The sequence below is a fragment of the Pseudaminobacter soli (ex Zhang et al. 2022) genome, from assembly GCF_014595955.1.
Classification (GTDB): Bacteria; Pseudomonadota; Alphaproteobacteria; order Rhizobiales; family Rhizobiaceae; genus Kumtagia; species Kumtagia pseudosoli.
Genome location: NZ_JABVCF010000001.1, coordinates 614,243 through 632,720, shown reverse-complemented (window position 1 = coordinate 632,720; position 18,478 = coordinate 614,243). Strand labels below are relative to the sequence as shown.

The 18,478-nt window shown below is 63.5% G+C and carries 17 protein-coding genes and 1 tRNA gene; 8 read left to right on the top strand and 10 right to left on the bottom strand.

Features of this window, described 5'->3' with window-relative positions:
* The first annotated feature begins 87 nt into the window (after positions 1-87).
* Positions 88-1,479: a glutathione-disulfide reductase gene (gene gor, locus HUI96_RS03020; protein WP_188253113.1), complete on the top strand. Its 1,392-nt coding sequence runs from the start codon at positions 88-90 to the stop codon at positions 1,477-1,479.
* 82 nt (positions 1,480-1,561) lie between these two features.
* Here gor and HUI96_RS03015 read toward each other — a convergent pair whose 3' ends face one another.
* Positions 1,562-2,500 carry a GlxA family transcriptional regulator gene (locus tag HUI96_RS03015; protein ID WP_425299186.1) on the bottom strand — a complete coding sequence of 313 codons (939 nt, stop codon included), beginning with the start codon at positions 2,498-2,500 and terminating at the stop codon, positions 1,562-1,564.
* Between the two features lie 291 nt (positions 2,501-2,791).
* Here HUI96_RS03015 and HUI96_RS03010 point away from each other — a divergent pair, with 291 nt between their 5' ends.
* Positions 2,792-3,991 (top strand): amidohydrolase family protein, encoded by a 1,200-nt coding sequence (locus tag HUI96_RS03010; protein WP_188253111.1) that lies wholly within the window; start codon positions 2,792-2,794, stop codon positions 3,989-3,991.
* Positions 3,992-4,158: 167 nt separating this feature from the next.
* On the opposite strand, the gene HUI96_RS03005 is transcribed toward HUI96_RS03010, so the two are convergent.
* Entirely contained in the window at positions 4,159-4,743 is a 585-nt protein-coding gene (locus tag HUI96_RS03005; RefSeq protein WP_188253110.1) for an amino acid synthesis family protein, read from the bottom strand.
* A gap of 380 nt (positions 4,744-5,123) precedes the next feature.
* Between HUI96_RS03005 and HUI96_RS03000 the strand changes: the two genes are divergently transcribed.
* Both HUI96_RS03000 and HUI96_RS02995 read left to right on the top strand, forming a co-directional pair.
* Positions 5,124-6,476, top strand: a complete 1,353-nt coding sequence (locus HUI96_RS03000; RefSeq protein ID WP_188253210.1) for a sensor histidine kinase — start codon at positions 5,124-5,126, stop codon at positions 6,474-6,476.
* Positions 6,473-7,144: a response regulator gene (locus tag HUI96_RS02995; protein ID WP_188253109.1), complete on the top strand. Its 672-nt coding sequence runs from the start codon at positions 6,473-6,475 to the stop codon at positions 7,142-7,144. Before HUI96_RS03000 ends, HUI96_RS02995 begins: the two co-directional genes overlap by 4 nt.
* 21 nt (positions 7,145-7,165) lie before the next feature.
* On the opposite strand, the gene HUI96_RS02990 is transcribed toward HUI96_RS02995, so the two are convergent.
* The gene (locus tag HUI96_RS02990; RefSeq protein ID WP_188253108.1) at positions 7,166-7,645 is read right to left on the bottom strand and encodes a hypothetical protein; all 480 of its coding nucleotides are present in this window, start codon (positions 7,643-7,645) and stop codon (positions 7,166-7,168) included.
* A gap of 630 nt (positions 7,646-8,275) precedes the next feature.
* Here HUI96_RS02990 and HUI96_RS29270 point away from each other — a divergent pair.
* From HUI96_RS29270 to HUI96_RS02975, 3 genes are all read left to right on the top strand, one after another.
* Positions 8,276-8,938, top strand: coding sequence for a hypothetical protein (locus HUI96_RS29270; protein WP_425299183.1), 663 nt, complete (start codon positions 8,276-8,278; stop codon positions 8,936-8,938).
* Positions 8,939-9,007: 69 nt separating this feature from the next.
* Positions 9,008-9,385 carry a hypothetical protein gene (locus HUI96_RS02980; RefSeq protein ID WP_188253106.1) on the top strand — a complete coding sequence of 126 codons (378 nt, stop codon included), beginning with the start codon at positions 9,008-9,010 and terminating at the stop codon, positions 9,383-9,385.
* A 10-nt stretch (positions 9,386-9,395) separates the two neighbouring features.
* Positions 9,396-9,842 carry a hypothetical protein gene (locus HUI96_RS02975; protein ID WP_188253105.1) on the top strand — a complete coding sequence of 149 codons (447 nt, stop codon included), beginning with the start codon at positions 9,396-9,398 and terminating at the stop codon, positions 9,840-9,842.
* Positions 9,843-9,895: 53 nt separating this feature from the next.
* Here HUI96_RS02975 and HUI96_RS02970 read toward each other — a convergent pair.
* The 7 genes from HUI96_RS02970 to HUI96_RS02940 form a co-directional block, all read right to left on the bottom strand.
* Positions 9,896-9,972: transfer RNA gene (locus tag HUI96_RS02970), tRNA-Pro, on the bottom strand.
* Positions 9,973-10,122: 150 nt separating this feature from the next.
* Positions 10,123-10,470 (bottom strand): winged helix-turn-helix domain-containing protein, encoded by a 348-nt coding sequence (locus HUI96_RS02965; protein WP_188253104.1) that lies wholly within the window; start codon positions 10,468-10,470, stop codon positions 10,123-10,125.
* Positions 10,471-10,472: 2 nt separating this feature from the next.
* Entirely contained in the window at positions 10,473-11,270 is a 798-nt protein-coding gene (gene modA / locus HUI96_RS02960) for a molybdate ABC transporter substrate-binding protein (protein WP_188253103.1), read from the bottom strand.
* A 225-nt stretch (positions 11,271-11,495) separates the two neighbouring features.
* On the bottom strand, positions 11,496-12,818 hold the full coding sequence (locus HUI96_RS02955; protein WP_237683914.1) for an O-antigen ligase family protein: 1,323 nt from the start codon (positions 12,816-12,818) through the stop codon (positions 11,496-11,498).
* Positions 12,815-14,353, bottom strand: coding sequence for an undecaprenyl-phosphate glucose phosphotransferase (locus tag HUI96_RS02950; protein ID WP_188253102.1), 1,539 nt, complete (start codon positions 14,351-14,353; stop codon positions 12,815-12,817). Before HUI96_RS02950 ends, HUI96_RS02955 begins: the two co-directional genes overlap by 4 nt.
* A gap of 86 nt (positions 14,354-14,439) precedes the next feature.
* Positions 14,440-15,534, bottom strand: a complete 1,095-nt coding sequence (locus tag HUI96_RS02945) for a glycosyltransferase (RefSeq protein ID WP_337917885.1) — start codon at positions 15,532-15,534, stop codon at positions 14,440-14,442.
* Positions 15,535-15,594: 60 nt separating this feature from the next.
* On the bottom strand, positions 15,595-16,158 hold the full coding sequence (locus tag HUI96_RS02940) for a polysaccharide biosynthesis/export family protein (protein ID WP_188253100.1): 564 nt from the start codon (positions 16,156-16,158) through the stop codon (positions 15,595-15,597).
* Between the two features lie 215 nt (positions 16,159-16,373).
* Between HUI96_RS02940 and HUI96_RS02935 the strand changes: the two genes are divergently transcribed.
* Positions 16,374-18,464, top strand: coding sequence for a GumC family protein (locus HUI96_RS02935; protein WP_188253099.1), 2,091 nt, complete (start codon positions 16,374-16,376; stop codon positions 18,462-18,464).
* Positions 18,465-18,478 lie beyond the last annotated feature (14 nt).

Here is an 18,478-nt window from a genome sequence, read left to right as displayed (position 1 = left end):
CTTTGAATAGCCCGGCCTCGCGCCGGGCTTTTCGTTGCCGATCGCTCTAAATAGGTCTTTCAGGGATTCGCGACGCAGGAGATGGCCATGGCGCGCTACGACTATGATCTGTTCGTGATCGGAGGCGGCTCGGGGGGCGTGAGGGCCGCACGGGTCTCGGCCGGGCTCGGAAAGCGCGTCGCGATCGCCGAGGAGTATCGGTACGGAGGCACCTGCGTGATCCGTGGCTGCGTCCCGAAGAAGCTGTTTGTCTATGCCTCGCAGTTTTCGGAAGCATTCGAGGATGCGGCGGGATACGGCTGGACGGTCGGGGACACCTCGTTCGATTGGCATACGCTGATCGCCAACAAGGATCGCGAGATCGCCCGCCTCGAAAACATCTACCGGACGGGCGTCGAAAAAGCCGGCGGCATCACCTTCCGTAGCCGCGCCGAACTGGTTGATGCCCACACGGTGCGCATCCTCGCCGAGAACCGCCTTGTCACTGCCGAGACCATCCTGATCGCCACCGGCGGGCGCCCGGCCCCCCACAAGGCGTTACCCGGTCGCGAACTGACGATCACGTCCGATGACGCCTTTCACTTGAAGCAGTTGCCGAAGTCGATCGTCGTTGCGGGCGGCGGCTACATCGCGGTCGAGTTCGCCAACATCTTCCACGGTCTCGGCGTCGAGACGAAGCTGATCTACCGCGGCGCGGAAATCCTCTCGCGCTTCGACGTGGACCTTCGCCGCGGCCTGCATGAGGCGATGGAGCGCAAGGGCATCGAGATCATCTGCCACGACGTGTTCGAGAAGGTCGAGAAGAGCCAGGACGGGCGTCTTCGCGCGCACACCGCGAAGGGGCGCGAACTGGTCGCGGACCAAATGATGCTGGCGCTCGGCCGCACACCCAACACCGACAATCTCGGACTGGCAGCAGCCGGCGTGAAGACCGGTCCGGTGGGCGAGATCCTGGTCGACGCGTTCTCCCGCACTAGCGCGGAGAACATCTATGCGATCGGCGACGTGACCAATCGGCTGCAACTGACGCCGGTGGCGATCCACGAGGCGATGTGCTTCATCGAGACAGTGTTCAAGGACAATCCGACCGAGCCCGATCTCGACGACGTGGCGACGGCGGTGTTCTCGCAGCCGGAGATCGGCACCGTGGGACTGTCGGAAGAGGCTGCCGCGAAGAAATTCGGCGACCTCGACATCTACCGCGCTGCATTCCGCCCGATGCGCAACATACTTCCGGGCCGCGAGGAGCGGACGATCATGAAGCTGGTCGTGGAGGCATCCACGAACCGGGTCGTCGGCGCGCACATTCTGGGCATCGATGCGGGCGAGATGGCACAGCTTCTCGGTATCGCGATCAAGGGCAGGCTGACCAAGGACGTGTTCGACCGCACCATGGCAGTCCATCCGACCGCCGCGGAGGAACTGGTCACCATGTACCAGCCCACCTACCGCATCAGGGGCGGGGAGAGGGTCGCATAAGCTCGAGCGGTTTGGCTGCTAAGCTGATTTGGGCTGAAGGCAAGATGGCGATGGAAGCGCTTGTTTCCATCGCCATTTGCCCTCACGCTGCGATCAACTGCTTCCGGTCGGCGCGCTCCTGCTGGGGCGAGCGCGAATAGAGCTCGCGGTAGCATTTGGAGAAATGCGAGGCCGAGACGAAGCCGCAGGCGACGGCGACCTCGACCACCGGTAGCGAAGATTGCAGCAGCAGATGCCGGGCCCGGTCGAGCCTGATCTCCAGATAGTAACGCGCGGGCGAGCGGCCCATCTCCGAGCGGAAGAGGCGCTCGATCTGGCGGCGCGACAGCCCGACCTCGTCGGCGATCTCGATCAGCGACAGCGGCTCGGAGAGGTTCGCCTCCATCAACTCGATGATTGAAAGTACCTTCGAGTTCTGGACGCCCAGCCGGGCGCGCAGCGGCAGGCGCTGCCGGTCGGTCGGGCTGCGCACGCGATCGGTCAATACCTGCTCGCAGACGCGATTGACGAGGTTCTCGTCGAAATCGTCGCCGATGAGCTTCAGCATCATGTCGAGCGCAGCCGTGCCACCGGCGCAGGTGTAGATGTTCTGATCCACCTCGAAGAGGTCGGCGAAGACATTCGCCTTCGGGAAGGCCTCGGCGAAGCCCGGCAGGTTCTCCCAGTGGATGGCGCATCGCTTGCCGGAGAGCAGCCCGGCCGCCGCTAGCACATGCGCGCCGGTGCAGAGCCCGCCAATGGCCACGCCGCGGTTGTACTCCTCGCGAAGCCAAGCGAAGGCTGACTTGTTGGAATAGGTCTCGATATTGATGCCGCTGCAGACCACCACCATCGAAGGACGATCGGATCCCGCCAGCTTGCGGCGCTCCTCGTCGAGCGACGTGTTGACGGCGCACTCCACGCCGTTGGAGGCGCGCACCGGCTTGCCGTCAAAGCTCGCCAGCCGCCATTTGTAGGCATCATATCCGAGCATGCGGTTGGCCGACCGCAGAGGCTCCAACGCGGTGGCGAACGCGATCATCGTGAAGTCGGGAATAAGGTAGAAGACAAGCGATCTTTTGATCGGATGCTGGAACGCGTTCAAGGAATCCTCACTCGGACGGACACTGCGACATCGATGTCGCTATCAGCACAGCGTCATCAGGAAGTTTAGTTCCTGTCAACGGGATTGAAGGCAAATGAAAGGCGCGACAAACGCTCCCGCGAAACTCTGTCGCAGGCCCATCTTGGGTCCGGCTCGCCCGCACGCTATCGTGCGGTCCAAGCGGAGCGGTCACCGGGGATCGCTCGACCGAGCAGGAGGAGTTTTGGGATGGCGCAAGAGAGTGCATCGGATCAGAAAAAGCCGACCAAGCTGGTCATCCGCAACATCGGGCTGATGCTGTCGGGCGCCATCGAGAATCCTATTCTCGATGCGGACACGATCGTCGCCGAGAATGATCGCATTGTCGCCATTGGCCGGTTCAAGGACCTCGACACCGAGGACGCGACGACCACCGTCGACGCCAAGGGATCGGCGATCTCTCCGGGGCTGATCGACAGCCATGTCCACCCGGTGGCGGGCGACTGGACACCCCGGCAGAACCAACTCGGCTGGATCGATTCCAACCTGCATGGGGGTGTGACGACGATGATCTCGGCCGGCGAGGTGCACACGCCGGGCCGGCCGCGCGATATCGTCGGCCTGAAGGCCCATGCCATTACTGCGCAGCGCATGTTCGCTGCCTTCCGCCCATCGGGCGTCAAGGTCCATGCCGGCGCACCGGTGATCGAGCACGGCATGGTCGAGGAAGATTTTCGCGAGCTCGCGGCGGCCGGCGTAAAGCTGCTCGGGGAAGTCGGCTTGGGCTCGGTCAAGGACGCGGAGACCGCCCGGCAGATGGTGGCATGGGCCCGCAAATACGGCATCCAGAGCACGATCCATACGGGCGGGCCGTCGATCCCCGGCTCGGGGCTGATCGACAAGGACGTGGTGCTGGCCGCCGATACCGACGTCGTCGGCCATATCAACGGCGGACACACGGCGCTGCCGGATGACCAGATCCGCTGCATCTGCGAGAGCTGCCATCGCGGCCTCGAACTGGTCCACAACGGCAATGAGCGCGCGGCACTGTTCACGCTGCGGACGGCCAAGGATCTGAAGCAACTCGAACGCGTCATCCTCGGCACCGACGCACCGGCCGGCTCGGGCGTTCAGCCGCTGGGCATCATCCGGATGGTTGCGATGCTCTCCTCGCTCGGAGATGTTCCTGCGGAAACCGCTTTCTGCTTCGCGACGGGCAATACGGCGCGGATGCGAAACCTCGATTGCGGGCTGATCGAGGTTGGGCGCGCCGCGGACTTCGTGCTGCTCGACAAGGCGCAGCATTCGGCCGGCCGCGACCTCCTGGAGAGCGTCAGGTTGGGCGACATACCGGGGATCGGCATGACCATCATCGATGGCATCGTACGTACCCACCGCTCGCGCAACACCCCGCCCTCCAGCGTCATGCCGGAGCTGTTTGGCGACTAGCGAGTTGCACATGAGGCCGCATTACAAGTGCGGCCTCGATCATCGTGGCAAATTCCCCGGCCAGGACAGGAACCCGCTGCACACGTTGCACCCGCCGGAGTGCTGGCGGAGCAGCACCGCAAGATGGCCGAGCCGGGGTTTGCTTCCGACAAGTGAGTCTCGACCGGCTATCTCAGCCCGTCCTCGCCCTTGATCTCGTGCTTGGCGAGCCCGCCGACGCGCGGATGCGGACGGCCCGAATCGGTGACCGCGACGGCGACGACGATCTCGTTGGCTCGCGGTGCATCGTTGACCCTGACCTCCATGCCGTCGAAATGGCTGCGCACGAAGGCTGCGTCCTTGTGGCCGAGCGGAATGTCGAACGGCGCGCCGGGACCGGCCCGCTTCTTCGATGACGGAATGAGCGCTGCCCCTTTGCCGAGCACTTTCCGGAAGGGAGCGCCGAGTTTCGGGTGCAGGATGGCCGCGGCATGCTCCAACTCCCCCTCGGCGCCGACGCAGGCCGCCTTGCCATAGCTCTCAACCGAAGGTCCCGGGATGCCGAGGGCGGCCACGGCCCGCTCTGCAAGCAAGCCGCCAAGTTCCTCGCCGATCGCGACGAGAGGCTCGAGATCCTCGACATATCTGCCAGCGAACGGGTTCTCGATGATCGCAAGAGCCGCAGCGCGGCGGCAAGGCGGCACGGCTGGCCGTTCTCCCTCGACCAGAATCTCCTCGACGATGATGATGATCTTGCGAATGTTCGCGTTCATCTCAGCCCGTCCTCGTCTTCGATGTCGGATGCTGTTAGCCGGCGACGACCAGCGCGTGCGTCCGGGTTTCGCAGATTGTGACATAAGGCACGATCGCGCCGCCTTACGCCTTTCGCACTGACACTTGGCAGAATCCGGCTTCGTTGCGATGATCGATTCCGACCTGAGGAACAATCCGGCGGGCCCGAAACGGAGTCAAGCAGGAGAGAGGACAACCGGCGGAACAGCATGGCACCCGTCTACATTGTAGGGTGCGGGGCAGCGCTAGGAGCACCACCAGCGATGGCCGTCAGAGCGGGGTTTGGTGCGCCCGGACTTGAAAGATCTACGTGAAGCGGTTTCAGAAGCTCGCCGATCACTGGAATTCGCGAAGCCTGGCCATGCAGTTCCTGCTGGTCGGCGGGCTCATATCGCTCATCGCCATGGTCCTTGTCGGTACGGTGGTCACCAGTCTCATCGAGGCGGCGGTGACACGCAACTCGGCCGCCGCAACCGCCCTTTACGTCGACAGCGTCATTGCCCCGCTGTTGCCCGACATGCAGCAAAACGAGGTGCTCAGCGACACTGTCACCCGTGCGCTGGATGAGACCCTGGGGCAGGGGGCGCTCGGTCGCCGGCTCGCCTCGTTCAAGCTCTGGCGCGGCGACGGCACGATCCTCTACTCGAGCGACGGATCGTCGACCGGGAAACAGCTTCCTCTCGACAAGGACGTTGAGAACGCTTTTTCGGGAGACATCACCGCAGACTATGAACGGTCCGGCCTAGCCGAGAGCGGGGCGGAACGTGGCAAAAACTTGCCGCTCCTGAAGATTTACAATCCCATCCTACAGCCCTGGTCGGGCGAGGTGGTGGCAGTCGCCGAATTTCACGAGGTCGCGACGGATTTCGAGCGAAGCCTCTGGAATGCCCGCGTCCGCAGTTGGCTGGCGGTTGCCGGCGTAACCTTGGGCTTCTTCCTCATCCTGTCTGCAATTGTTTTTCGCGGAAGCCGAACCATCGACCGCCAGCGCCACGCTTTGCGGGGCCGCGTCGGCCAGCTTTCGGATCTGCTGGATCAGAATCGCGCTCTGCACGCCAGAGTACAGCGGGCTTCGGAGCGCGCGACGGCGCTCAACGAAAGTTATCTGCGCAGGATAGGCGCCGACCTGCACGACGGTCCCGCCCAACTGATCGCGCTCGCCGCGCTTCGGCTCGACAGCAAGTCCGTGCTCGACCCGGGAGTCGGCAGCAGCGCTCGGGAAGCGGAGATCATGGGCATCAAGGGCAGCCTCGACGAGGCTCTCCACGAAATCAGGAGCATCTGCAACGGATTGGTTCTGCCGCACATAGAAGCGGCAGAGATCCCTGATATCCTGAGACGTGCCGTAAGGGCCCACGAACAGAGGACGGCTACGAAGGTGGACCTTACCTTATCCGAAGCGCAGTATCGGCTGCCTGCCTCGGCGAAGATATGCATCTACCGGTTCGTCCAGGAAGCGCTGAACAACGCGTTCCGCCATGGTGGGGGCCGCAATCAGCGCGTTGTCCAGGCATGGGTGGACGGCTGCGTGGAGGTCGAAGTCGCCGATGGCGGACCCGGATTCGATCCCGCCTCCATCAAACCGGACAGTCTCGGCCTTGCTGGCTTGAGGGAACGGATCGAAAGTCTCGGCGGGCAGTTTACACTGGAATCCACGCCGAAGGGGACACGCGTGAAACTGTGCCTGAACAAGAACCAGATGGAGCACGCTTGATGCCGCCGATCAGAATCGCGGTAATCGATGACCATCCCCTGTTCCGGGAAGGCGTGACCCGCAGCCTGTCCGAGATCGGCGGTTTCGACATCGTGGCCGAAGGCAGCAGCATGGAGGACGCGATCCGCATCGCGCAGCTGCACGCGCCGGACGTGATGCTGATGGACATCTCAATGCCCGGTGGCGGCCTCGAAGCGATCGGCGCCATCCGCGATATTCGGCCGGAGCAGCGGATCGTCATGTTGACCGTCTCCGAATCTGGAGACGACATCACCAGGGCGCTGAACAGTGGCGCCAGAGGCTATGTCCTGAAAGGGGTCGGCTCGCAGGCGCTCGCGGAGATTCTACGCTCGGTCGCGGCGGGGGAGAGCTACGTGTCCCCAACCCTGTCAGCGAGGCTGCTGAAGGACCTGGCTTCGTTTTCGAACGGTGGAACGAAGGCCGATCCACTTTCGACGCTCACCGCCCGCGAGCAGGAGGTGCTCGAACTGGTGGCATCGGGGCTCAGCAACAAACGGGTTGCGCTCAAGCTCGACCTGCACGAGAAAACGGTCAAGCACCACATGTCGCGCATCCTCGCCAAGCTCAACGTCAGCAATCGGACTGAAGCGGCGATGACCCTCCGCGATGCGGCCGACCAGCGTCAGCAGCAGTTTACGCGGGTTTGATGGAGCGTAGGCGCAGCGCGCTCAGTTTAGGAAGCTGTGTAGCCTGAACCGGTCTTTGATCGTCGCCCGACGATCTATGATTACCCGGCCCTGGCGATCCCTCATGACATAGCGGCCGTTCCTGATGGCTTCCTGGATGCCGTCCTCGTGGCGCACATCCACGGATGGGGCGTTGGGGCTCTCAGGTGCATTGGCTGCAGGAGCGGGGCCGGTCGACTTGCCGTTGGTCTGTCCGTTTCCGTTACCTTTGCCTTTTCCCTTGCCACCATTTCCGCCGCCATTTCCTCGACCCTTCCCGGAGCCGTTACCGTTACCGTTCCCCCCTCCATTCCCTCCGCCGTTGCCATTACCATTGCCCGCCCCCTTACCTTGAGCGCGCGCGCTTTGAGCTCCCTGCGCGATGGTGAGGCTGCCCAGTTCGAGTTTCCAGGGAAACGCGCTCAGCACAGAGGCGGACGAGCAAGCGGCTAGCCGGATCACAAGCTGTCTGCGCGAAAGCATGTGAGATTCCCTGTCAGATACGTCTGCTTCATACGTTTCGGAGTTGCCCACTCCGGATGCAATGCCTCTTGGTAGCATTCGTTTAAGGCGGACTTGCGAACCACGCGTCCGTTCTGGTCCTAAAGTAGAAGCCCGCCGACCCGGGGACGAGTGCGGCGGGCTATCGGCGCAGGGCGGGACGATCTCCTGCGCTGATCAAGAAGACTCGCCTGCATAGGCGGTTTAGCTCACGAAAAGGCCCAGGCTGATGAAGCCGATGCAGACGCCGAACACCGGGGCCAAGAGCCACCTTGCCTGATAAACACTATTTTCCATTGTCGCCTCCTGAACTGAGTGGCCGGGCAACACGTCGGGAGCCGGCGGCGTTCCCCGAAAACGGGCATTTGGGACCACTGCGGACTTGAATTGGGACCAAAGTCCTATTCGCAGCCTCCTCATGTCGGACCCGCGCTCCGCCTGAAGCCCTTGCTGCGGAACACCCTCTCATCTTCGTGATTTGCCTATCAGGTTCGACGCTGACCGAACCGAACAAGTCAGCTTTCAAGTCGAACTCTGGGCAGCCCGCGTCTCGCAAAGAGTTCAGTGGCGCGGGGCGAGCCATTGCATTCTCGCAATACGAAGGAGTTTAGGATGTCAACTTTGAAAACAACCGCTTTGACAATCGCGCTACTGGCTGGATCGTCCCTGTTTGCTGTTGCGCAGACGAGCAGCACGGTAGGAACCGGTGGCAGCACCGCAGGCAGCGGCTCGACCAGTTCGACGATCGGCACGGGCGGCAGTTCGGCCGGTTCTTGCGCTCCGGGCTCTGCGGACTGCAGCGACTCTGGCTCGGCCTCGACGCTGGGAACCGGCGGCTCATCGGCGGGCGGCGGCACGGCCAGCAGCACCATCGGTACGGGCGGCTCTGCTGCCGGGTCTGACGGCTCTGGCTCAGCCTCGACGCTCGGCACCGGCGGTTCTTCGGCCGGCGGCGGCACGGCGAGCAGTTCGATCGGCACTGGCGGTTCGGCTGCCGGTGCGGACGGCTCGGGCTCGGCTACGACGCTTGGCACTGGCGGTTCCTCGGCTGGCGGCGGCACCGCGAGCAGTTCGATCGGGACTGGCGGCTCGGCCGCCGGGTCGGACGGCTCTAATTCGGCGTCGACCCTCGGCACCGGCGGTTCTTCTGCCGGGACCGACAACAGCACCACCAGCAGCACGGTGGGCACCGGCGGCAGCGCGGCCGGCGCGGCGCAGGACGACGTCAGCAACAAGAACTGCCCTCCGGGTCAGGCCAAGAAGAACAAGTGCTAACCGGCGAGCTATCGACTTCAACGGCAGTCCCGGCTTCGGCCGGGACTGCTCCAGCCAAAGGAGGCCAACATGTCGAAATTTAGCAAGGGCGTCCTGACCATCGGGCTCGGAACGCTGCTCTGCGGGCCTGCTATCGCCGAGGAACTGACCACAACCGACACAGGCGAGAAATGCACTGTCATTGAGGGCAACTCGGCGGGGAAGGGACTGTCGTCTTCGGTGACCGCAGGCGGCGGCAGTGTTTCGTCGTCCACCACGGTAAACGGCGTGACGACCTCGACCGGGACGTCCGGCAACGATGTCACTGCCAGCACGTCCGCTGGGTCGGTGACGACTGGAGCCGGATCGACCAGCAGTTCGACCTCGTCGACGAGCGGGCCCGAAGGTACGACCACGATCACCCGGGCATCCGACGGGACCTGCATCATAACGAAATCGAAGCCTTGAGGAGCAGGAGATGATTAAAACATTTTTGGCGGGTGTCGCGGCCGTAGCCATGTTCGGGGCCATGCATGCCCCCGTCTATGCTCAGGACTGTGAGAATTCGGCTACGATCGGGTCGGGCGGCAGCGCGGCGGCAGGGGGAACATCGGCCAGCACCCTCGGCACCGGCGCGGCATGCGATACGGGCGACGGCACTACCGCCTCGATCGGCTCCGGCGGCAGCGCCGCGACCACTGACGGCAAGGCGATGAGCCGCACCAAGACCAACGTCAATCCGAACCAACTGAAGTCCCAGTCCAAGGCTCAGGCCATGGACAAGGGTACGTTCAGCAAATCGATGACGAAGACCCGAATCAAGGACGGCGAGCTACAAAGTCGGACCAAGACGATGTCGCACGTCCCTGGCCAGAAGCCGGTGAAGGATAACATCCTGGTTGAAAGTGAACTGCCGGGGCAGTGAGATGGCAATCGGCTTATGCGGCCGGTCTGCCTTAGGATTGGATGCTTGGAAAATGGTCGGAGTGGCGGGATTCGAACCCACGACCCCTTGACCCCCAGTCAAGTGCGCTACCGGGCTGCGCTACACTCCGGACCGCGGGAAGCCTTATGTGATCGGGATTTGCAGCGCAAGGGCAAAACTGAGGCTGTGGACGAAAGCCGGGTGACGTGGGGCTGAACGAGGCAAAAAGTCCCACGCTGCGATCCTCACCGAGAGTCGCTGCTTGGCGCCCGCCGCGCGATTACGAAGGGGAGGCGATCGATCTTGCTATGGCCTCCAGATGCTCGGTTGCGGCGGCCGTGGCGGAGTCCTCGATTGCCCTGAACCGCCGGATCAACTCGGCGCCTGCGGGCGTCAGTTCGGCTCCCCCTCCAGATTTCCCCCCGCTCTTCGTGGAGAGGACGGGTGCGCCTAGGATCCGGTTGACTTCCTCGACCAGATCCCAGGCGCGCTTGTAGGACATCTTCATCTGACGGGCGCCGGCCGATATGGAGCCTGCCGAAGCTATGGCCTCCAGAAGCCCGATCTTGCCCGGCCCAATCCGGCCGGCGCCATGGTCGAGGTCGATTCTGATACTAAGTGACGGCATTACTAGTTGGAAATTTGAGGTGCGAGCACAGTGAAGCCCTCGGCTTCGAAAAATTTCCTGGCCTCCGGCGATTGCAGGCACTTCAGGAAGGCCGGAGCCTGATCGTTCTTCGATTCCGTAGTCTGCGCCACAGGATAGACGATCGGCGGATGCGAATCCTCGGGGAACGTTCCGATGATCTTCACTTTGGGATCGGCGGCAGCGTCGGTCTGGTAGACGATGCCGAGCGGCGCCTCTCCCGTCGACACCAGGGCTAGGGCGGCCCGGACGTTCTCTGCCTGCGCCACGGTATGCTCGACCGAGCCCCATACGCCCAGCTTCTCAAGGGCAGCCTTGCCGTATTTTCCGGCGGGCACCGCGTCCACATTGGCCATCGCAAGCCTCCCGCCGCCCAGAAGACCAGCGAGGTCGAAGCCGGATTCGATCTCGATGCCGGCGCTCGAAGCGGCCGGCGCGATCAGCACGATCCTGTTGCCGAGCGGCCTCGTCTCGGTTTCCTTTCTGATCAAGCCTTTGTCCGACAGATAAGCCATCCAGTCGAGATCCGCGGACATGAACACGTCCGCCGGCGCTCCCTGCTCGATCTGCTTCGCCAGTGTGGAACTGGCCGCATAGGAGATCGTGGCCTTTCCGCCGACTTCCGCTGCACAGGCGTCGTTGATCTTGTCCAGTGCGTTCTTGAGGCTGGCAGCCGCGAAAACGGTGATCGTGTCCTGGGCCTGGGCCGGAAAACCGGCGAGACAGAGCGCGGCGAGCCCCGCGAGGGCAGAGCGGGTGCTGATGGTTCGCGTGAGCGGCATCGTTGTGGATCTCCCCTGGATCTGACCGATTCGAGCCCAGCGGGGGTGGAGGAATCTGTCCCGCGGAACTGCGCGTTATATTCGAACAAATATAGCCGATTTGGCAAGCGCCCGTTCGGGGGCAATGTCAGTGGTCCGACGTGTCTCCCACAACGGGGTGCACAACTGAGATCAAATCGTTGCTGAAGGAAAACCGGGAGAGGGCACGTGGCCGAATCAAGTGCGCTAGCGTGCTGCGCTACAGGCGCCGGGCCGGCCGCTTGCCATTGGTAGGGGACGGTGGGGCCGGCGAACCGAGATCCGGGACGCTCGGTCAAAGTAGCGCAGGGTCGCGCGCTGGTGGCGGGCCTCCAGCGCGATCGCACCCCAGACCAGACCAAGCAGCAGGTAGAAGTGGCGCCAATGATCCGTGTCGATCACCGTGCCGAGCCCGATGTGGCCGATGAGCGTGACGTAGGCGCACAGAAGGTAGGGCTGCCACGGGCGGTCGCGGAAGAGGATGCGAAAGCCGGCGGCGAGCGTCCAGACGATCAGCGTCAGGTATGACGCGAATCCCAGCCAGCCATAGTCCATCAGGCTCTTCAGCCAGATGTTGTGCGTGTCCTCGGTGTAGAGGGTGCCGAACACCAGTGGGCCGATGCCGAATGGCTTCTCCATGGCCAACTGGAAGCCGATGACGTAGCGGGCGAAGCGGCCGAGGCGTGCGGCGTCGTATTCCTGCGCGAACTTGGCGCGGGTGGTGAACAGGTCGGAGACGGCCGGTATCTGCAGCAGGATCAGCAGTCCAAGGACCAGGAGCGCCACGACCGCGACGGTCATGACGAAGATGCGCAGCCGGAACAGGCCGTTGGCCGACTGCATGAAGAGACCTGCCACCAGCAGGACCGATGAAACCGCGAAAAGTCCCCAGGCGCCGCGGGAGAAGGAAAAGAAGATGCCTGCGACAACGACCAGAAGCGGGACAGCGTAGAGGGGCATGTGGGAGACCCGGCCGGTCATCAGCCTGTGCAGCAGGTAGATCCCGGGCAGGGTGAGGAACGGACCGAAGACGTTCGGGTCTTCGAAGGCCCCCGCGGCCCGCTCGAACTTTGTAAACATCTCGGCGCCCGGGAAGGCGTGGAAATAGCCGAGCACGCCCAAAAGGGCGGTCCCGACGGCCGCCACCACGTAGGAGACGAAGATCACGCGGAAGAGACTGGGCTGCGCCTCCGTCACCGCGGCGAAGAAGATGGCGGTGAAGCCAAGGAACAGCGATACGGCAATATAGAGCGGCGCCCCGGCAAGCTCAGCCATCTGGGTCATTGCGATCATGCCGCCGATGTTGAAGACGACGATCAGCACCAGCAGCGGCGTGGCGGCTCGCGAAATCCGCAAGCCGAAGAGGGCCCATACGCCGATGAGCCCGGCCATATAGAGCTCGTAAGGCGCGGGCTCACGGATCACGAAGCCAGAAAGGAGGATGCCCAGCCCGACCGCCGCCGTGGCGATCAGCGAGATTAGCCTGGCTTTGACCGCGCTGCGATCAAGCGTATAGGCGATCGCGCTCAATAGGCGTTTTCCGTGTTAAGCAGGCGGATCGGGGTGAGGAGCAGAATTTTCAGGTCGAGCCATAGCGACCAGTTCTCGATGTAGAACAGGTCGTACTCGGTCCGCATCCTGATCTTCTCGTCCGTATTCAACTCGCCGCGAAGGCCGTTGATCTGCGCCCAGCCGGTGACGCCGGGTTTTACGCGGTGGCGCGCGAAATAGCCGTCGACCACTTCGGTGTAGAGGAGGTTGTGCGACTGCGCCGCGACCGCATGGGGACGCGGTCCGACCAGCGACAGGCTGCCGAACAGCGCGTTGAAGAACTGCGGCAGTTCGTCGATCGAGGTTTTTCGGATGAAGCGGCCGACGCGGGTGACGCGCGGATCGTTCTTAGTCACCGTCTTCTTTGCGGTCGGATCCGACTGATCCGTATACATCGACCGGAACTTGTAGACCTCGATCACCTCGTTGTTGAAGCCGTGCCGCTTCTGCTTGAAGAGCACGGGCCCGCGGCTGTCGAGCTTGATGGCGATCGCGGTGGCCAGCATGATCGGCGAGAACAGGGCGATCCCGATCAGGCTGAAGATGATGTCGAAGGCCCGCTTGGCGACCGAGTCCCAGTCGTTGATCGGCTTGTCGAAGATGTCCAGCATCGGCACCGAGCCGATGAAGGAGTAGGAGCGCGGGCGGAACTGCAACTGGCTGCTGTGTGCCGACAGGCGGATATCCACCGGCAGCACCCAGAGCTTCTTGAGGAGCGAAAGCACTCTCTTCTCTGCCGTGATCGGCAGGGCAACGATCAGCATGTCTATGCGGGCGATCCGGGCGAACTCGATCAACTCGGAGATGTTGCCGAGCTTCGGATAGCCGGCGACCACGCGTGGCGAGCGCCTGTCGTCCCGGTCGTCGAAGATGCCGCAGATGCGGATGTCGTTGTAGGGCTGCAACTCGAGCGAGCGGATGAGGCTTTCCGCCGCCTTGCCGCCGCCGACGATGAGGGCCCGCCGCTCGATCCTGCCATTGCGGGTCCATTTGCGGATCATTCGGGCCATCATGAGCCGGCCCCCGACGAGAAGGACCAGGCCGGCGATGAACCACATGCCGAATACCGCCCGCGAAAAACCCTCGGACATCTTCAGCAGGAAGCCAGCCATCGCCAGTGCGGCGAATACCGCAGTCCACACCAGCGCCATACGGCGAAGATGCCGGGCGGGATGGATCAGCGCGCCGATCTGATAGGAATCCGCCACCTCGAAGCCGACGACAGCGAGAAGCGACGAACCCGCGATCGCCAGCGAATATTCCCAGTAGAGATGCGTGTCGATTCCCACATACACGAGGAACAGGGCCATACCGGAAAAGAAAATCAGGCCTGCCTCGACGATGCGCAGCACGCCGCCGAGCATCACCGGCGACATGGTGTCCCGGCAGTACTGGGCGGCGACCTGACGCGCGATCTTGCTGAGCTGGGCAGTTCCTTCCGCTGCGCGGCTGCCCGCGTCCGTGCTGGGTACGGCGCGCAGCGAAAAACGGTCGGCCGGATCGATGTGGTTCATGTCTGAAAGCCCGCAAACAGGCGAGCCTTAGCAGGGAGGGCCCAAGAATTTCCTTGAAAGATATTGAAAAGTTTAATGAACTCGGCTCAGGCCGCGACGCGGAGCATCTTGCGGTAGGCCTCTTCGATCCGAGCAGCCATGACAGCGGCCCCAAATCTCGCCCGCAGTTCCTGCCTGGAAGGCATCAATGAAGCGTATGCTTCCGGTTCGAGGAGGGCAGCCGCCATCTTGCCGCCGAGATCCTCCACGTCGGGCGTGACGAGGGCAGGGGACTGCCCACCGAAGATCTCCGGAATGCCGCCGACCGCCGTCGCGACCATAGGCTTTCCAGCGGCAAGCGCTTCAAGCACGATGTACGGCATCGCCTCTGCGCGGGATGGCACGACGATCGTGCGGCCGAGCGCGAAGGCCTCGCGGGCGGGCATCGGCGGACGGAAGCGCACCCGTTCCCCCAATCCGAGTGCCGCCGCCTGCTTGCGATAGTGCGGCAGGTCGTCGCCGGCTCCGACCATCTCGGCCGTGACCGCTCGCCCGGTCCTGCGTTCAACGCTTGCAAGCGCATTGATGAAGAGATCGGGGCCTTTGAGATCCCGCATCATGCCGATGTAGAGGAAATCGGCCGCCTCAGAATTGGCCGGAACGGGCACGAATTCCTGCTCGTGCAGGCCGTTGTAGACCAGCGCGTTCGGGATGGGCGGCTCGCCCACCTTCTTGCGATAGGCTCGCTGTTCATAGTCCGAGACGAAGAGCAGGTGGTCGGTGAAGCTCCCCATCTTGCGTTCGAGCAGGAAGAAGACCTTTCCGGTCGCGGTCCCCTCGTCGTAGTGGAGGCTACCCCCGTGGGGCGAATAGAGGCGGGCTACGCGAGACCTGAAAACCCGCAACAGTGAGCCGAACAGACGGGCATAGACGCCACCTTTGGCGCCGTGCCCATGGATTACGTTCGGCTGCAATTCCTTGATGATCCTGAATGTCCGCCATGCGGCGGCGATGTCGCCCGGCCCGATGTGGCGCTGCATCGGCGTACGATGGATGCCAAGCGCCAGCATGCCGCGCATCGCATCGAACAGGCGCTCCTCGAACTCGCCGCCGGTCGTCGAATCGCAGACGATGCCCACCTTGTGGCCCGCAGCGACCTGCGCCACGGTCAGGTCGCGGACATGCCGGAAGATCCCGCCCACCGGCGATCGGAAGCAGTGCACAATCCGAAGAGGATGGGCGGGGGAGAGCACGGCCCTCGCTCAGAACAGGCGTTCGCGGATGTAGATCGTGTCACCCGGCAGAAGCGGGTCGGAGGTGAGCACCCGTCCCGTCATGACCTTGCCGTTGATGTCGCGGGTGATGTCCACCGTATTCTGATGGGCGCGCGGCGTGAAGCCGCCGGCCATCGCCACTGCCTTCTGTACGGTCAGGCCCGGGACGTAGGAGTATTGGCCCGCCGCGCCGACCTCGCCCATCACAAAGACGGGCCGGTATTGATCCACTTCGACAGAGATGTCCGGGTCGCGGAGGAAACCTTGCCGCAACTTGGCCGCCAGGGCGCCTTCCAATTCTTGCACCGTGCTTCCGCGGGCCGGCACCGAGCCGATCAGCGGGAAGGCGATATAGCCGGAGGAATTCACTGCGTAGGTGTTGGTGAGGCTTTCCTGTTCGAAGACGGTGACGCGCACCCGGTCACCGGCGCCCAAGCGGTACGGCTCGTTCAGCGCCGCATGGAAGGCGGTCGGCGTGGGCCGGTAGGACGAGCATCCGCCGACGGCCAAGGCCAGCGCCAGAGTCGACAATATGATGGCCCGAGTCTTCATGCGACGGAACGTCCCTCAAGCGCGCCCACTTTGCCGGCAGGCGACGAGGCCGTTATCCATTGGTTAGGGTTAACGCCCCGTAAAAGCAGCTCGACCGAAGATCTCCTGCCCCGGCGAGAGACGCGCGACCAACGGGCGTCTTAGGACTGATCTTTTAACCGCTGGGTTACCATAGATGTTTACGATCGGTCCGACTTGGAGTCGGAGTTGGGCGTATGGCAGTCGTGAATTCGACCGCAGGCGATGTCGACGTGGATCTTGGGCGGCTGTTCGCCAGTCTCGGGCGAGACTGGAAAAGGATCCTTGTCGTCGCCGTCGTCCTCTCGCTTCTTGCCTTCGTCCTGGCCTCGCTTGCGACGCCTCACTACCAGGCAGAAACCCGTCTTCTCATCGAGACACGCGAATCCGTCTTCACCCGGCCGCAAGGAGAGGGTGCCAACAACCCCTCGATCCTCGACCCCGAGGGCGTCACCAGCCAGGTCGAAGTCATCACCTCTACGGATATCCTGAAAGAAGTCGCCAGGAAGTTCGACCTGGCCAGCCTGCCGGAATTCGATGCCGCGGTGAATCCCTCGGCGCTAAGCCATTTCCTGATCATGGCGGGCCTGAGCAGCGATCCGGCCGAGGTGCCGGCCGAAGAGAGGGTCTTGCGCGCCTTTCGCGAGAAGCTGACGGTCTACCGTGTCGAAAATTCGCGCGTGATCGCGATCGCATTCTCTTCCGAGAACGCGCGTCTTGCGGCGGAGATCCCCAATGCCATCGCCGAGGCATATCTGGCCTTCAACCAGCAGGCCAAGCTCCAGTCCAACTCGGCCGCGACCGAGTGGCTGGAGCCAGAAATTCAGGCGCTTACGGCGCGCGTGAAGGAGGCCGAAGCAAAAGTCGCGGAATTCCGCTCGCAATCCGATCTGCTGGTCGGCCAGAACAATTCGGCGCTCGCCACGCAGCAGCTTTCCGAACTCTCCAGCGAACTGTCGCGCGTGCGCGCCAACCGAGCCGCGGCGGAGGCCAATGCCGAGAGTGTCCGGCAGGCGCTCAAGAGCGGCGGGTCACTCGACGCGTTTCCCGACGTGATCGCCTCGGACCTCATCCAGCGCCTGCGCGAGCGCCAGGTGCAACTGCGCGCGGAAATCGCCGATCTCTCCACCTCTCTGCTCGACAACCACCCGCGCATCCGGGCGATGAAATCGCAGCTCGCCGATCTCGACCGGCAGGTCACGGCCGAGGCCCAGAAGATCCTGCAGGGGCTCGCGAACACAGCCAAGGCAGCGAAACTGCGCGAGGACCAAGTCGTCGCCGATCTCAACCGGCTAAAGGCCGAATCGTCGCGAGTCGGCGAAAAGGAAGTGGAACTGCGCGCGCTGGAGCGGGAAGCTGCTGCCCAGCGCGACCTGTTGGAATCCTACCTGGCACGCTACCGCGAGGCGGCCTCCCGCCGCGACGGCAATTATGTGCCGGCCGATGCCCGCATCTTCTCGCGGGCCGTGGTTCCGGCCGATCCATATTTCCCGAAGATCTTGCCCATTGTCGGTGCAACTTTCGTGGGCTCGCTGCTGGTGATGGCAATCGCAACGCTCCTGCGCGAGTTGTTCTCGGGTCGCGCGATGATGCCCGCGCGTCGTGTTGTGATGCCTGTGGAACAGGTCCGGATGCCTGACCCGGTGGTGGCGACCGATGTCTACGAAGATGAAGGGGAGATCGTGGGCCTGCAGGACAGCGGCGAGGTGTCGGCACATCAGGCCGCGGAAATGCTGATCGCCGGCGGCGCGACGCGGGCTCTATTCATCTCGCCCGAGGGTGATGAAGCCGCCGCAAGTGCGGTCATGGTCGCACGCTCTGTCGCCGATGCAGGCCTGCGTGTGCTTCTCGTCGACCTCACCGCCAAGGGGGCGGCGTCGAAGCCGATGCTGGACGGCGAGGCGCTGCCCGGCATAACCGACCTTCTGGCCGGCACGGCGAAATTCGTCGACGTGATCCATTCCGACCACTATTCGGAGTGCCACGTCATCCCTGTCGGCACCGCCGACCAGAGAACGGCCATGCGGTCGGTAGAAAGGCTGCCCATCGTCATCGACACTCTGAGCGCGGCCTACGGTGTAGTGATTGTCGAGTGCGGTCCGGCCCGGGCGGACAGCATCAGGCGCCTGGTTGCCGAAGGCACCGAGATCCTGGTGAGCGTCATCGAACCTGCCGAGGAAGTCCTTGCGGCGCGCCACGATCTAGCGTCCAGGGGCTACGAGGAACTCACTCTGGTTGCCCTGTCCGACTATGCACCTCCGCCTGAGCCGGAGCGAAGCGCGGCTTGAGCAAATCCCAGGCG